Consider the following 12,800-nt stretch of genomic DNA (forward strand, 5'->3'; position numbering starts at 1 on the left):
CCGGGCCCAGGCCACTGCTGGTTCTCTGCTAGAAGGTCACGCCACTCTTGTCCGCGAACTCGTGCTCCAGCGAGGAGCTCACCGGCTCAAGGTCCAGCGATACGAGGAGCAGGCGATCCGGCTCGTCCGAGCCGAACTGGGCATGCCGGCGAAAGCGGTCCGCTCCTGGGTCAGGTCCATTTGACGTCCTCCCACCGAGCTACGTGACAGGCTCCCGGAGCCTGCGACATGTCGCCCCCGCCTGAAGTCCGGTTGACGGGAAGCGAGGCGACGTGTGATTCTCGGGTCAGCTTTCTGGACGCTGGGTTCTGTTTTGTGGGTGCGCGGTCGTCGCGCATGATGCGTTGCAGGCTCCAGCGACAGACACCGATTACGAGAGGTGGCCCTGTCGTGTCATTGCCTTTTGCCGCCCTGATCACCGTCCTGCCCTGGCTGGTGCTCGGCCTGGTCGCACTCGTGCGTGCGCGCCGCGAGGACATCCCCACCGTCATCCGTGCCCTCGCCCGATGGGGACGCCGCTGACCGGCACGGCCTCCAGCCCTGCTCAGAGCAGTTGCATGGGTTGCCGCAAGGGATCCCAGTCCATGGTGACGAGACCGCCATAACGCCTGGCCAGCCGGCGGCGCAGCTCCTGGCTGAACGTGTTCGTCTCGACGACGATCCGGTTGAGCTCAGCTTCGACGTGCATCCCCAAGACCTCGGGTTCGTCGATCGGCCGGCCGTGTTCCCTGTCCTCCAGCAAGGCTGTCAGCGCCGCTTGGCTGTTCCTCGCCCGCCGGACCTGGGGCACGATCCGGTACGGGTCGGGTTTCCCGTATGACCGGTCCGCTCCCGAGATCGGCGAGGCGGCCAGCTCATGTCCTCGGGGCGTGACGTAGGGGACGACGAGCCGATAGGGCGCGTACAGGAGGTAGGGCGGGGCGAGATCGTACGGATAGGTCTCGGCCCGCCGCTGAGCGACTTGGATGGCCTGGCTGTACGGCCCGATGCTCACGTACGACCGAGGCATCGGCGGCCTGAGTCTGTAGTACACCTCCACAGCGTCACCTGCGGCCGGCTGCACGATCACTCGCCATTCGCCCGGCACGTACACAGGCACCGCCGTCACAGCGTAGACAGCGAACAGCGTCAAGATCACCTTCAGCCGCATGCGGCGAGAGTGTACGGCACGATTCCGCCCGTGATCGGTTGCGAGCCTTCCGCCAGGTAGAGCCGAAGTGCACCCCGACCTGCAAGGACGCCCATGCTGATCAAGGCCACTCAGAGCAGGGAGCACACTGATCGCGTCCCGTGCCTCCCTTGCCCTCAACCGCCTCGGGCACGCGACGGCACGGCCGCCGGGCGGTTCACCAGCACATCCAGCAGTAGAGCAACTGACCGTTCTCTCTCGCTCGACGTGCCAGACCGACAAGATCCTTGGTGAGCGACAACATGTACCCGTCGTTCTCATCGGTGAAGCTGGAGAACTCCTCTATGGCCGCCCACTGCTTCGCCAACGTCGGCAGGCGGGCGTCATCCACACCGGCGAGCGTGTCCCGAGCCTCCGCCGACAGTTCCACGATTCTGGGCCCCTCCAGGTACGGGGAGTCTTCCGGTAGGGCGGCCCACTCGTCAGCACTTCGAGGCACATCCTCCGGAGGTGGATACAAATTCACCGTTCCGACCAGCCCCAGAGAATGGTCAACCTGCCCGGCGAACGCGACGAGCTGCCCCAGGACCACTTCGGGATCGATCCATTTGGTCACCACCACGTCCCACTCCGGACGTCCGGGAGAGGCATCGGCGATCTCACGGGACTGCTCAGGTCGGACGGTCGCGGCGACACGGTCCGCGGCGCGGTAGTACTCGTAGTAGACACCCACGTACGCGCTCCTGCCCGGGGTCCATGGCGACCTGGTCGCCTCGCAGATGGACACGCTAGGACATACGACCGACAGAACGAGCGGTCGCGTGAGGCGAACGCACCTTCACGGTATCGGCCGAACCAGTGCTGCCCCCGTCGAAAGGGCGGGGGCCTGATCGCCGGGCAACACGGGGGCCTCCGTGCCGTCCAAGGGATCCTCCGGCCACACCCGCGAGCCTCACCGAACACCTGATCCTGGACGCCTGACACCCGGCACCGCGGGAACCGTCCCATCCCGCGGTTGCGGTGAAACTCGTGTTTCCGCAGCCAGACCGCGTCTCGCGTGTCCCACCCTGTCCCACGGACGGTGCGCGCGACCTCGCCCCCGTGCTCCGATGTGCCCGTCACCACGTACTGATCACCACGTGCTGACGAAGGCACGCAGAGCCGGCGAGTCCCCCCGTGAATCCGATCAGAAAAGGCAGTGACAGGACATGAGCCATCACGTCAGCGAGACCGTCGTCAGCGTCAAGGACATCGAGCAGCAGCCCAAGGCGCGCGGAACGCGATTCACGCTCAACGGCGTACTCTGGTCCCTTCAAGCGTTGTGGGGCTTCTTCTTCGCCGGCAGCGGCTTCGGCAAGGTGCTGCTGTACGACGACATTCTGTATGCGACAGCACCCCGGGCCGTGGCCTGGTACGCGGCGGTGCCGCAGTCCCTCATCGTCTTCATCGGGATCGTCGAGGTGCTCGGCGGCGTCGGCCTGATCCTGCCGGCGATGACGAGGGTCAAGCCGATGCTGACGCCGCTCGCCGCCGCCGGCCTGACGCTGACGATGATCCTCGCGGCCGGTTTTCACATCATCCGCGGCGAATACGAACTGGTGCCCGCCAATCTCCTGCTGGGAGGCGTCGCGGCGTTCATCGCGGCCGGACGATGGAAGCTGCGGCCCATCTCCCCCGCCGCCGTCACCACCTCACGCGTACTCGGCGCGATCGCGGTCCTGGTCGCACTGACCCTGCTGACATTCGCCCCGACGTGGTACACGATGACCAACGTCCAGTTCTGATCACCGGCGCCGGTAAGCCGAGGGCACCGGTGGCGAAACGCCGTACTGCACGCCCCTGTCCGGCGCGTGCTCGGCTCACAACCTGGTGTCCGCCACCAAGCACAGCACACCGATCGAGCGCATCGAAGACTGGAAAGCCTGGAGGGTCATCCTCAAGCAGGCCGGCGTCCGCGACGTACGGATCCACGACGCCCGCCACACCGCCGCGACATTCCTCATCGAGCAGGATGTGAACATCCGTGTCGTTCAACAGGTTCTCGGCCACACCCGCGTGACGACGACCGAGCGCTACACCCACGTATCCACACCGCTGATGCGCGATGCCGGGGAACGCCTCGCCTCGGCTCTCTGGGGATAGCCGTTGCAACTAGCACTGCAACTATGACGCCCCAGAAGATCAAAAGGCCCTCCCCCGGAACTCGGGGAGAGGGCCTTTCAGCTGCGGAGGATCGGGGATTTGAACCCCGGATGGTGTTGCCACCAAACCGCATTAGCAGTGCGGCGCCATAGACCTGACTAGGCGAATCCTCCTGGAAGCCATCGCGGCTCAGCACAGCGTACCGGCCTTCTGCCGAGGCGGCAAAGCGGTTGCGCGTCGTGCCTTCACCAAGAGTTATCAACAGCCTGTGGGTAACCGCCTGTGGATGAAGCCCGCCCCATGCTAGGGCGGGCTTCAGGGCTGTGGACAACCCTGTTCAGGCGGGGTTCGCCTCGCCCTCGATCTCGATCTTGACCTTCTTGCCCACGAGCACACCGCCGGCCTCCAGGGTCTGGTTCCAGGTCAGGCCGAACTCCTCGCGGTCGAACTCGGTGTTGATGGAGAAGCCCCATACCGCGTGGCCCCACGGGTTGGTGCCGGCGCCACCGTACTCGACGGTGAGCTCGACCTCCTTGGTGACGTCGCGGATCGTCAGGTCGCCGGCGACGGTGAACTCGTCGCCCGAGTGGCCGACCACGCGGGTGCTCCGGAAGGTGATCTCGGGGAACTTGTCCGTGGCGAGGAAGTCGTCGCTGCGCAGGTGGCCGTCGCGGTCGCCCACGCCGGTGTCGATGCTGGCGGTCTTGATCGTCAGCTCGGCCGTGGACTCCAGCGGGTTCTCCGCGATCGTGACGGAGCCGCTGAAGTCACCGAAGCTACCGCGGACCTTGCTCACCATCATGTGCTTGACCACGAACCCGATGCGGGTGTGGGCCACGTCGAGGTTGTACGTGCCGGCGGCGGGAATGGTCAGGGACTCCCAGGTACGGGTGCTCATCGGGTTCTCCTAGGGAACGTTGCTGTGCGGATGTCTGCGGCAACAAATGTCTACACGAGGAATATTCCGCAAGTCAACTAACGTCGGTTAAGGTATGGACGTGAAGCACATCGATGACCCCAGGCTGACGGCGATGGGCCTGCTCGCCGAGGTTCACGCAGGTCTGACGGCCCGGATGCAACCCGTCTTCAGCACGGCGGGGTTGTCGGGCATCGACTTCGAGACCGTCATCCGCCTGGCACGATCACCGCGACAGGCGCTGCGGATGACCGACCTGGCCGCCCAGACGGGTCTGTCCACGAGCGGCGTGACCAGGGTCGTCGACCGGCTCGAACGGGAGGGCCTGGTGACCAGGCAGGCGTGCGCCACCGATCGCAGAGCCTCCTACGCCGCGCTCACGGACGAGGGGCGCGAGCGGCTGGCGAGCGTCCTGCCCCAGCATCTCCAGGACATCGAGGACAGCTTCACCAGCCTCCTGAGCGAGGACGAACTCGCCGCGTTCCTGTGCACACTCCGCAAGATCAGAGACGTCGTACGCCCCTGCGCGACGGCCGGCGCGGAGGAGACCACCCCCTCGCTCAACTGAGCCACGCGGCGACCGCGAAGAGCGCCCCGACCGCCCAGCTACGAGGACGCCTCCGGGACCCCCGAACCGCCCGCCTCCGCGGAGATGCCCAAGGCGCCCCTGAGCTTGGCCATCGCCCGCGACACCGTGCTCTTGACCGTGCCGACGCTGATCCCGAGCGTCCTGGCGATCTCCGGCTCGGTCATGTCCTCGTAGTAACGCAGCACGATCGCGGCCCGCATGCGTTCGGGCAGCCCCTCCAGCGCCTGCTCCAGCAGCTCGTGCACCTCCCCGCAGGCCGGCGGGTCCGCCGTGGCCATCTCGGGCAGGTCGTCCGACGGGTACTCCTCCAGCTTGCGCCGCCGCCACTGCGAGATGTTGATGTTGACCATGGCCCGGCGGACGTACCCGTCCAGCGCCCCCCTGTCCTCGATCTTCCCCCACGCCAGGTACGTCTTGGCCAGAGCGCTCTGCAACAGGTCCTCCGCGTCCAGCGGATGCCCGGTGAGCTGACGGGCGGCGCGCAGCAGCGCGGGACCGCGGGCCATGACGTACTCGCGGAACTCCTCTTCCCACCCGGTGGTCTGCATCGTGGCCAGAATCGCAGCCTGATGCCCTTTTGCGACTGAACCACAATTCAGGTTTCGGCCCGACGAAGACAAAGGTCAGTCAAGGTCGGTGGCAGATTGTTCGAAGGCGGGTGTCAACTACCTTCCCCGGGGATGCGTATTTTGCTCCCATCTGTTCGCCGCGGCACGAGCCGCTCCGGAGTCATGTGAACCTAGTACCTGACGAGGGAGGGCGGATGGGCTATCCAAACGTCGAGCGCCGCAGACTGCTCGCGGCCGCCGCGCTGGGCCGCGCCCCGGGCATCGCCGGCCCCGACCCGGCCGGCGGCGAGCCTTTACGCGCCGTCGCCGGCGAGATCCTTGACGTCAGCCCGCATCTCATCGTCATCGAGACCCCCGAAGGCGCCGAGGAGCGGCTCGTGATCGCCCCCTGGGCCACGGCCTGGCACGGCGCGGAGATCGCGCCCGCCGACCTCCCGGTGGGCTCCATGGTGCTCATGCGCACGCTGCGCGAAGGCCGCGTCGTCGAGCGGATCTGGGCCGACACCACCCGCCTCACCGGCACGATCCTGTCGGTCGAGGGACGCAAGGAGCTGACGGTCGAGCTCGACTGCGGCCCCCACCGGGGTCCCCGGACGGTCGTCATCCCCTATCCGGCCACCGGGCGGCTGCAGGTGCGGCATCCGAAGTTCGAGCCGGGCTATCTGTTCGACGCGATCGGGATCAGGCGCGACGGCTCCGCCCTGGCGCTGCTGCCGGCGACCTCGCAGCCCGCCCACCGGTCGGGCAGCGTGCCGGCCCCGCCGCCCGCGTACGCCGGGGCGCAGGCGCGCATCTCCGGCACCGCCACCTGGTCCGACACGTTCGACGAGGAGGAGCGCGGCGCGGCGTACCCGATGCTGGAACGCGTGGACACCGGCTGCCCCGATGCCGGGCTCTCCTGCGCCGGCCTGCCCTACCTCGCCATCGGCTCGCTGCTGCAGGTCAGGAACACGTGCGCCGACCGCGCGGCCAGCCTGCCGGTGGTCGCCTGCGGCTGCCTGGCCGGGCGGTTCTGCGACCGCTGCGTCGAGTGCGACACCTCGCCGCGCGGCCGCGTCGCCGAGTTGTCGCCCGCCTCGTTCGTCGAGCTGGGCGGCGAATTGATCAAAGGCTGCTTCAACGCTCAGATCGGATTGGGGTGACGGGCGTGCTGGAATCGCAGATGCCGATCCTGATCGTGCTGCTGGTCATGGGCACCGTCGCGAAGGTGGTCACGGTCCACAAGGGGGGAGAGCCGGGCGCCCTGTCCAGGCTGGGCCCGGCCGTGCTCATGCCCGGCCGCATGCGGGCGCCCTCGCTGCTGGTCTGCGCGGGCGGCGAGCTGGTGCTCGCCGGGGGGCTGCTGCTCACCACCGCGCCGATCTTCAGGTGGGGGACGGTCTGCTTCTTCGCCTTGTCCACGTACGTGCTGGTCGAGCTGCGCAGGCGGCGTCCCGACGCGGGCTGCGGCTGCTTCGGCGAGGTCAGCTCGGCGCCGGTCGGCATGCGTTCGATCGGCCGGACGGTCGTGCTGACCGGGATGTCCGCGTTGTCGGTGGCCGCGCCGGTGCCGGGCTGGGCGGCGATGGCCCATCCGACCTGGCTCGCGGCCGCGGGGGTGGCGGCGATCGCGCTGCTCTCCCCCGAGATCGAGGAGCTGGTCGATCGGGTACGGTACCGCGCCCCCTGCGAGCAGCGCCCCGGTCCCGCCGAGCAGGTGATGCTCTCCAGGCTGAGGTCCAGCGGCCCGTGGCGGACGTACCAGGAGGTGCTGACCTCGGCGGAGCCGTACGACAGCTGGCGGGAGCTGTGCTGGCGCTTCTTCGTCTTCACCGGCCGCGACCGCGACGACGTGGTCTTCGCGGTCTACCTGAGCGGACGGCGTCCGGCGGTGCGCGTGGCGGTGGTCAGCAGCGACGACAGCGACTCTCTGCCGGAATATACGTCAGTATCAGCGTGACGCTAGAGAGCCCTAGATTTCGGTATCCAGGCATGGCGATACAGCTCTATTGGGCTGTCTAGCTTCCCCACTAGACAGCCCAATAGAGGTCTAGGGGCGGCGCTCAAACGGGTTGAGCCCGCAGGAACCTTCCGAAGTGCGGCACCGTGAACGCGATCAGACCGCGCTCGGCGCTGTAGATGAGCCCCTTCTTGATGAGACTGTCGCGAGCGGGCGAGAGGCTGGACGGCTTACGCCCGAGGGCGTCGGCCACCTCGGCGGTGGCGACCGGCTCGTCGCCGATCTGCGCCATGGCGTGCATGTAGTCGCGCTCGGCCGGGGTGGCCCGCTCGTAGCGGCTGCCGAAGAAGCCCACCGCGAGCTCCTCCTCGGCCTCGGGCGCGGAGACCTTGACGTCGTCGAGGGTGATCGGGCTGCGGAGCGCGAGGTCCCAGGCGACCTTGCCGTACGCCTGGACGAAGTAGGGATAGCCGTCGGCGGCCTCGTAGAGCGCGTCGAGGGCTTCCTGGGTGAACTCGACCTTCTCCTCCCGCGCGGGCAGGATCAGCGCCATGTCGGCCGCCTCGCGGTCGAGCTTGTCGATGCGCGCGTAGCGGAAGAGCCGTTCGGAATAGCTCTTGCTGGCCGACAGCACGCTCGGCAGGTGCGGCAGCCCCGCGCCCACCACGATCAGCGGCCCGCCCGACTGCGACAGCTCATGACAGGCGGCACAGAGCGCGGACACGTCGGCGGGCTGCACGTCCTGCATCTCGTCGATGAACAGCGCGATGCCCACGCCGAGGTCGGTCGCCACGCCGGCGGCGTCGACGAACAGCTCGGTGAGGTCGATCTCCAGGTCGCCCGAGTCGGCGCGCCCGCGGCTGGCGGGCACCTCGATGCCGGGCGACCAGTGGGACGTGCCCTTGGCCGCGGACGGATCGCGCATCGCGAACGCCTTCAGCACCCCGAGGAACTCCTCGATGCGCTCGGGCGCGCGGTGGCGCGGAGCCAGCTCGCGGATGGCCATGTGCAGGGCGGCCGCCACAGGACGCCTGATCGACTGGTCGGGCCGGGCCTCGATCTTGCCCGTGCCCCACAACCGCTGCATGGCCATGGACTTGAAGGTGTTGAGCAGGACGGTCTTGCCGACGCCGCGCAGGCCGGTGACGACCATGCTGCGCTCGGGGCGCCCTCGGGCCACCCGCTCCAGCACCACCTCGAACTGCTGCAGCTCACGGTCGCGCCCGGCCAGCTCCGGCGGACGCTGCCCGGCGCCGGGGGCGTAAGGATTGCGCACAGGGTCCACGCTCTCGGACTTTATTGCCGGATATAGCGGCCGTCTTAGATTTGGGAAGAAAGTGCTACGGCGTGTCCGAGCAGGGGCCGTGGCGAGCATCGTCATCGGACACACCCCCTCTCACCAGGCCGAACCCTTGTTCGATTTCGATACCCAGAACTGTAGCGCGGACTCGAACATGCATGCGATGGTTTCGAGTAAAAGATCTTTGCAACAGTGCGGGGACGCCCGTGCGCCCGGTGTTGTGGCGTTCGAGAAGTTCGTACAAGCGCGTGGCGCCGCGGAAGATCCGGCGCGCCCGCCGAGCCACTCCCGGGCCGCTCCCGGGCCGCTCCCGGGCCGCTCCCGGGCCGCTTCGGGGCCGCTTCGGGGCGCTCAACTTGGCAGCCGTCCCGCCCGCGCAATAGCGTTCGGGGCCATGCGGACCTTCGCGAACGTACAGGAACTCAAGGCGGCCGTGGGCGAGACGTTCGGCCCGACCGAGTGGCGCACGGTCACTCAGGAGCAGGTCAACCTCTTCGCCGACGCCACCGACGACCACCAGTGGATCCACGTGGACGTGGAGCGCGCCAAGGAGGGGCCCTTCGGCGGCACGATCGCCCACGGCTACCTGACCCTGTCGCTGCTGCCGACGTTCATGTTCGAGATGGTGCGCGTCGAGGGCATCGCGATGGGCGTCAACTACGGGCTGAACAAGGTCCGCTTCCCCAGGCCGGTGCCGGTGGGCGCGCGGGTCAGGGCCGTGGGCGAGCTCACCGACGTCAAGGGCACCCCGGCCGGCTACCTGGCCAACCTGAAGATGACGATCGAGATCGAGGGCGAGCGCCGGCCCGCCTGCATCGCCGAGTCGCTCAGCCTGTACGTCCCCGCGAGCTGATCACCGCAACGACAGGACGATCCCCACCACCGCGGCGAGCCCGATCAGCCCGAGATAGGCCAGTACGAGCCGGGTGTCCCTGAGCAGGCATTTGCTCCGGGTCAGCCCGGCCCGCCGCGCCTTCCAGTACCCCGCGAACCCCAGCGCCGCGAACCCGGCCACCGCCCACGGCCCGAGCAGCCAGGCCAGCAGCGCCACGGTGGCGTACACGCACAACCGCAGCGGATCGTACGGCTGGGCCTTCACAGGATCACCAGCCCCGGCTTCGAGGCCACCGCGGACAGCCGCTGCCGCGAGAGCTGCGGCCAGGCCTGCACGGCGCAGAACGGCGCGCACTGGTCCTGCTCGGCCCGCGTGCCCACGTGCACGCAGCACTGCGTGAGCCGCTCCTCGATCATCGTCGAGATGTCCATGAACGGCTTGATCGTGATCCGCACCACCCGCTCGCCCAGCATCCTTCGCAGCTTCCTGCGCCGGCCGGGCAGCGCCGAGGAGGCGAGGGTGAGCAGCGTGGCGACGCCGAGGTCGCAGTTCTCGCAGATGTCCCGCCACAGGTCGCCGATCTGCGGGTGGGACAACGACGACTGCTCCGACAGCAGCCCGAGCAGCGACTCCTGGACGGCCAGCCGCAGCTCGCGCGGCAGTTCGGTGTCGGCGATGCGGTTGGAGACCAGGCCCAGGTTCGCCTTGAGGCGGTCGTGGCCCATCAGGGCGACCAGCGAGCGCCACTGCTGCGAGTCGTCGCGGATCAGGTAGCCCACCGAGCAGCAGTGGGGGTGCGAGCAGGGCAGGGCGGTCAGGTCGCGCCAGGTCACCAGGCCGTCGGTCTGCGGCCCGAGCCGCTTGAGCACGCCCGTGTGGGTGAGCCGGTCGGACGGGTCGATGACGCCCGACCTGCCCGACCCGAACTGGGGTTGCAGCGACACGCCGCCGACGAAGGGCGTGTCGAGCGCGAGGCGTACGACGTCGCCGATCTCCCCGTCGTTGACGCCCAGGGCCGCGGTCATGACCAGGGTCGTGAAGATCTCCCGCTCCGACAGCCGCCGTACGGCCTCCGCCTTGATCCGGCGCAGGTCGCCGCCGCGGTGGTGCCTGGACGCCTCGGCCGACGAGCCGTCGTACTGAAGGTAGACCTCCACCCGGTCCCGGTGTTCGGTGAGCAGGTCGAGCAGCGCGTCGTCCCTGGCGATGAGCACGCCGTTGGTGTTGATCAGGATGCGGGTGACCGGCCGGAGCGTCAGCTCGGCGAGCAGGGTCTTCAGCTCGGGGTGCAGCGTGGGCTCGCCGCCGCTCAGCATCAGGACGTCGAGCTTGCCGTTCTCCCTGGCCAGCCGCTGGTCCACGTTCGCCAGCACGTCGGCCACCGGGACGACGCCGGTCAGGTCGGGCGAGCTGTCGGCGAAACAGGTGGGGCAGCGCAGGTTGCACGCCTCGGCGATGTCCTCCAGCAGGATGCAGGTGTGCTGGGTCTGCATCTCGGGCAGGCCGTCGAGGTACGCGGCGGGGATCGGGGCGAAATTCCCGGACACGTCAGGGACGTGCTGCTTCGTGGGAGCGGTCCACTCCTCCAGGTAGGAGAGGATCTCCGGGTCCTCGTCGTACAACGTGCGGATCAGGCCGTGTTCGCGGCAGCCGCGTTCCAGCCACACCTTGCCGTCGCGTTCGGCCAGGTAGCCGCTCAGCCGTTCGACCTGGTCGAGGTCCTGGCCGTGGCATTTCGGGCAGAACGCGTTGACGTACCGGAGGATGCGGTCGCCCCGTAGCCCCATCCCTGCGCTCATGTCATGACCTTCCGCTTGAAAAGGGCATCGTAATGGCCTCGACGCCAGCCGTACGCGAGCCTGAGCGTGAGCAGTGTCAGGCCCGGGACCAGGAAGCACTGCGGTCCGGTCAGGCCGAGCCACAGCGTCTCGTTCGCCCTGGTGAACTCGACCAGGAAGCGGAAGACCGCATATCCGGCGAGATAGAGCGTGAACAGCTCACCCGGCCGGGTCAGCCGCTTGCGCGCCCACCGCAGCGCGACGAACGCGGCGAGCTGGAAGACGATCTCGTACACGAACGACGGGTGCATGGCCTGGCCGGCCAGGCATCCCGGACATTCCGGGGTGGACGGCGGCGCGTGCACCCCCCAGGGCAGGTCCGTGGGCCTGCCGGGGGCCTCGGTCAGGTGACAGCCGATGCGGCCGATCGCCATGCCGAGCGCCACCGCCGGGGCGAACAGGTCGCCGGTGCGCTCCTTGTAGCCGATGACCTTCTTGGCGACCAGGACGCCGACGTACGCGCCGGTCAGGCCGCCGAGGATGCTGCGGGAGCCGTACAGCCAGAGGTCGGCGAGGTCGAGCGTCTCCAGCCAGCCCGCCAGGCGCATGCCGATGGCGCCTCCGACCAGGGCTCCCGTGACGGCGACGAGCGACTGCTCGTTGAGCGCGCCCCTGGCCCTGGCCTCGCGGACGAAGACCACCGCGGCCACCAGGACGCCCAGGCCGACGAATATCTCGTGAAGGGGCATGCTTCAGCCGTACAGGCTGGGGTTGAGACCGGTGCAGATTCCGGCCGTCAGCATCGACCACAACGCCCAGCCGATCGCGAGCCCCAGCCCGAGCCCCCGCGACCACGGCCTGCGGACCAGCCCGAACCCCAGACCGCCCCCCAGGCCGACGACGGCGAGCAGCACCGCGCCGCCGATCACGACCCCCTTGTTCGCGCCGCCGATGGCGGAGAAGAAGATGAAGAAGCCCACGATGCCGTTGACGACGCTGTAGGCGAACACGCCGGCGACCAGCATCGCGATGAGGATGATCGTGGCGTCGCGGCTGCCGGGCGGTGGCGGTGGCGGTGGCGGCTGCCAGCCTTGGTAGGGCCCCCACGGGCCCTGCGGCGGTGGGGTCGTCATCCCGCCGGCCCCTGGTCGGTGGGGCACTTCTGATCGCTCATGCTTCACCTATGCGTACATGCCGGGGTTCAGCCCCGTGCAGTATCCGGCCGAGACGATCGACGCCAGCGACCATCCGATCATCAACCCGAGCCCGAGGCCGAACGACCACTGCTTGCGCAGGACGACCAGCGTGATGCCCAGGCCGAGGCCCAGGAGCGCCAGGAACCCGGCCGCGACGCCGAGCGCCGCCGTGGACTGCACGCTCACCGCGAGCAGCCCGACCATCAGGTTGATCACCAGGTAGGCGAAGCTTCCCGCCAGCGCCAGCGCGACGGTCAGCCCGGGCTGGCGCCGCGGCTGCTGTGGCGGCTGCCCCTGGGGAGGCGGTCCCTGGGGAGGCGGTCCCTGAGGAGGCGGTCCCTGAGGAGGCGGTCCCTGAGGAGGCGGTCCCTGAGGAGGCGGTCCCTGAGGAGGCGGTCCCTGAGGAG

17 protein-coding genes and 1 tRNA gene are annotated in these 12,800 nt (G+C 68.7%); 7 read left to right on the forward strand and 11 right to left on the reverse strand.

The genetic code is table 11. The annotated features are described in order from the left end of the window. Window positions 1–390: 390 nt before the first annotated feature. Entirely contained in the window at window positions 391–522 is a 132-nt protein-coding gene (locus ACIHAD_RS24885) for a hypothetical protein (RefSeq protein WP_397357005.1), read from the forward strand. Between the two features lie 22 nt (window positions 523–544). Here the strand turns inward: ACIHAD_RS24885 and ACIHAD_RS24890 are convergent, their stop codons facing one another. Beyond that, a complete protein-coding gene (locus ACIHAD_RS24890) occupies window positions 545–1,150 on the reverse strand; it encodes a hypothetical protein (protein WP_397357006.1) in 606 nt (201 codons plus the stop codon). 196 nt (window positions 1,151–1,346) lie between these two features. Beyond that, the gene (locus ACIHAD_RS24895; RefSeq protein ID WP_397357007.1) at window positions 1,347–1,862 is read right to left on the reverse strand and encodes a hypothetical protein; all 516 of its coding nucleotides are present in this window, start codon (window positions 1,860–1,862) and stop codon (window positions 1,347–1,349) included. Between the two features lie 475 nt (window positions 1,863–2,337). On the opposite strand from ACIHAD_RS24895, the gene ACIHAD_RS24900 reads away from it, so the two are divergent. Both ACIHAD_RS24900 and ACIHAD_RS24905 read left to right on the forward strand, forming a co-directional pair. Beyond that, on the forward strand, window positions 2,338–2,913 hold the full coding sequence (locus ACIHAD_RS24900; RefSeq protein WP_397357008.1) for a DoxX family protein: 576 nt from the start codon (window positions 2,338–2,340) through the stop codon (window positions 2,911–2,913). Window positions 2,914–2,995: 82 nt separating this feature from the next. Beyond that, window positions 2,996–3,271 carry a tyrosine-type recombinase/integrase gene (locus ACIHAD_RS24905; protein ID WP_397357160.1) on the forward strand — a complete coding sequence of 92 codons (276 nt, stop codon included), beginning with the start codon at window positions 2,996–2,998 and terminating at the stop codon, window positions 3,269–3,271. 84 nt (window positions 3,272–3,355) lie between these two features. On the opposite strand, the gene ACIHAD_RS24910 is transcribed toward ACIHAD_RS24905, so the two are convergent. Then, window positions 3,356–3,444: transfer RNA gene (locus ACIHAD_RS24910), tRNA-Ser, on the reverse strand. A gap of 164 nt (window positions 3,445–3,608) precedes the next feature. Continuing rightward, window positions 3,609–4,169 (reverse strand): YceI family protein, encoded by a 561-nt coding sequence (locus ACIHAD_RS24915; protein WP_397357009.1) that lies wholly within the window; start codon window positions 4,167–4,169, stop codon window positions 3,609–3,611. Between the two features lie 94 nt (window positions 4,170–4,263). Between ACIHAD_RS24915 and ACIHAD_RS24920 the strand changes: the two genes are divergently transcribed. Beyond that, window positions 4,264–4,755 (forward strand): MarR family winged helix-turn-helix transcriptional regulator, encoded by a 492-nt coding sequence (locus tag ACIHAD_RS24920; protein ID WP_397357010.1) that lies wholly within the window; start codon window positions 4,264–4,266, stop codon window positions 4,753–4,755. Between the two features lie 38 nt (window positions 4,756–4,793). Here the strand turns inward: ACIHAD_RS24920 and ACIHAD_RS24925 are convergent, their stop codons facing one another. Beyond that, window positions 4,794–5,324, reverse strand: coding sequence for a SigE family RNA polymerase sigma factor (locus ACIHAD_RS24925; RefSeq protein ID WP_397357011.1), 531 nt, complete (start codon window positions 5,322–5,324; stop codon window positions 4,794–4,796). A 215-nt stretch (window positions 5,325–5,539) separates the two neighbouring features. Here ACIHAD_RS24925 and ACIHAD_RS24930 point away from each other — a divergent pair, with 215 nt between their 5' ends. After that, window positions 5,540–6,487 (forward strand): hypothetical protein, encoded by a 948-nt coding sequence (locus ACIHAD_RS24930; RefSeq protein WP_397357012.1) that lies wholly within the window; start codon window positions 5,540–5,542, stop codon window positions 6,485–6,487. Window positions 6,488–6,492: 5 nt separating this feature from the next. Continuing rightward, complete coding sequence (locus ACIHAD_RS24935) at window positions 6,493–7,284, forward strand: MauE/DoxX family redox-associated membrane protein (protein WP_397357013.1); 792 nt, start codon at window positions 6,493–6,495, stop codon at window positions 7,282–7,284. Window positions 7,285–7,387: 103 nt separating this feature from the next. Here ACIHAD_RS24935 and ACIHAD_RS24940 read toward each other — a convergent pair whose 3' ends face one another. After that, complete coding sequence (locus ACIHAD_RS24940) at window positions 7,388–8,569, reverse strand: AAA family ATPase (RefSeq protein WP_397357014.1); 1,182 nt, start codon at window positions 8,567–8,569, stop codon at window positions 7,388–7,390. 409 nt (window positions 8,570–8,978) lie between these two features. Here ACIHAD_RS24940 and ACIHAD_RS24945 point away from each other — a divergent pair, with 409 nt between their 5' ends. After that, complete coding sequence (locus ACIHAD_RS24945; RefSeq protein ID WP_397357015.1) at window positions 8,979–9,437, forward strand: MaoC family dehydratase; 459 nt, start codon at window positions 8,979–8,981, stop codon at window positions 9,435–9,437. Here ACIHAD_RS24945 and ACIHAD_RS24950 read toward each other — a convergent pair whose 3' ends face one another. The 5 genes from ACIHAD_RS24950 to ACIHAD_RS24970 are packed head-to-tail and all read right to left on the reverse strand — an operon-like array spanning window position 9,438 to window position 12,609. Next, window positions 9,438–9,683: a hypothetical protein gene (locus ACIHAD_RS24950; protein ID WP_397357016.1), complete on the reverse strand. Its 246-nt coding sequence runs from the start codon at window positions 9,681–9,683 to the stop codon at window positions 9,438–9,440. Next, complete coding sequence (locus ACIHAD_RS24955; protein WP_397357017.1) at window positions 9,680–11,218, reverse strand: radical SAM protein; 1,539 nt, start codon at window positions 11,216–11,218, stop codon at window positions 9,680–9,682. Before ACIHAD_RS24955 ends, ACIHAD_RS24950 begins: the two co-directional genes overlap by 4 nt. Further along, window positions 11,215–11,946 carry a prolipoprotein diacylglyceryl transferase gene (locus ACIHAD_RS24960; protein ID WP_397357018.1) on the reverse strand — a complete coding sequence of 244 codons (732 nt, stop codon included), beginning with the start codon at window positions 11,944–11,946 and terminating at the stop codon, window positions 11,215–11,217. Before ACIHAD_RS24960 ends, ACIHAD_RS24955 begins: the two co-directional genes overlap by 4 nt. Before the next feature lie 3 nt (window positions 11,947–11,949). Beyond that, window positions 11,950–12,330, reverse strand: a complete 381-nt coding sequence (locus ACIHAD_RS24965; RefSeq protein ID WP_397357019.1) for a hypothetical protein — start codon at window positions 12,328–12,330, stop codon at window positions 11,950–11,952. Between the two features lie 48 nt (window positions 12,331–12,378). Next, on the reverse strand, window positions 12,379–12,609 hold the full coding sequence (locus tag ACIHAD_RS24970; protein WP_397357020.1) for a hypothetical protein: 231 nt from the start codon (window positions 12,607–12,609) through the stop codon (window positions 12,379–12,381). Window positions 12,610–12,800 lie beyond the last annotated feature (191 nt).

The organism is Nonomuraea sp. NPDC052265 (assembly GCF_044547985.1).
Lineage (GTDB): Bacteria > Actinomycetota > Actinomycetes > Streptosporangiales > Streptosporangiaceae > Nonomuraea.

Excerpts from the sequence above, each read along its gene's own strand:
- ACIHAD_RS24920 (WP_397357010.1), top strand. The coding sequence starts at position 4,264 with ATGGACGTGAAGCACATCGATGACCCCAGGCTGACGGCGATGGGCCTG.
- ACIHAD_RS24925 (WP_397357011.1), bottom strand. The coding sequence starts at position 5,324 with ATGCAGACCACCGGGTGGGAAGAGGAGTTCCGCGAGTACGTCATGGCC.
- ACIHAD_RS24915 (WP_397357009.1), bottom strand. The coding sequence starts at position 4,169 with ATGAGCACCCGTACCTGGGAGTCCCTGACCATTCCCGCCGCCGGCACG.
- ACIHAD_RS24890 (WP_397357006.1), bottom strand. The coding sequence starts at position 1,150 with ATGCGGCTGAAGGTGATCTTGACGCTGTTCGCTGTCTACGCTGTGACG.
- ACIHAD_RS24955 (WP_397357017.1), bottom strand. The coding sequence starts at position 11,218 with ATGAGCGCAGGGATGGGGCTACGGGGCGACCGCATCCTCCGGTACGTC.
- ACIHAD_RS24930 (WP_397357012.1), top strand. The coding sequence starts at position 5,540 with ATGGGCTATCCAAACGTCGAGCGCCGCAGACTGCTCGCGGCCGCCGCG.
- ACIHAD_RS24965 (WP_397357019.1), bottom strand. The coding sequence starts at position 12,330 with ATGACGACCCCACCGCCGCAGGGCCCGTGGGGGCCCTACCAAGGCTGG.
- ACIHAD_RS24945 (WP_397357015.1), top strand. The coding sequence starts at position 8,979 with ATGCGGACCTTCGCGAACGTACAGGAACTCAAGGCGGCCGTGGGCGAG.
- ACIHAD_RS24900 (WP_397357008.1), top strand. The coding sequence starts at position 2,338 with ATGAGCCATCACGTCAGCGAGACCGTCGTCAGCGTCAAGGACATCGAG.
- ACIHAD_RS24960 (WP_397357018.1), bottom strand. The coding sequence starts at position 11,946 with ATGCCCCTTCACGAGATATTCGTCGGCCTGGGCGTCCTGGTGGCCGCG.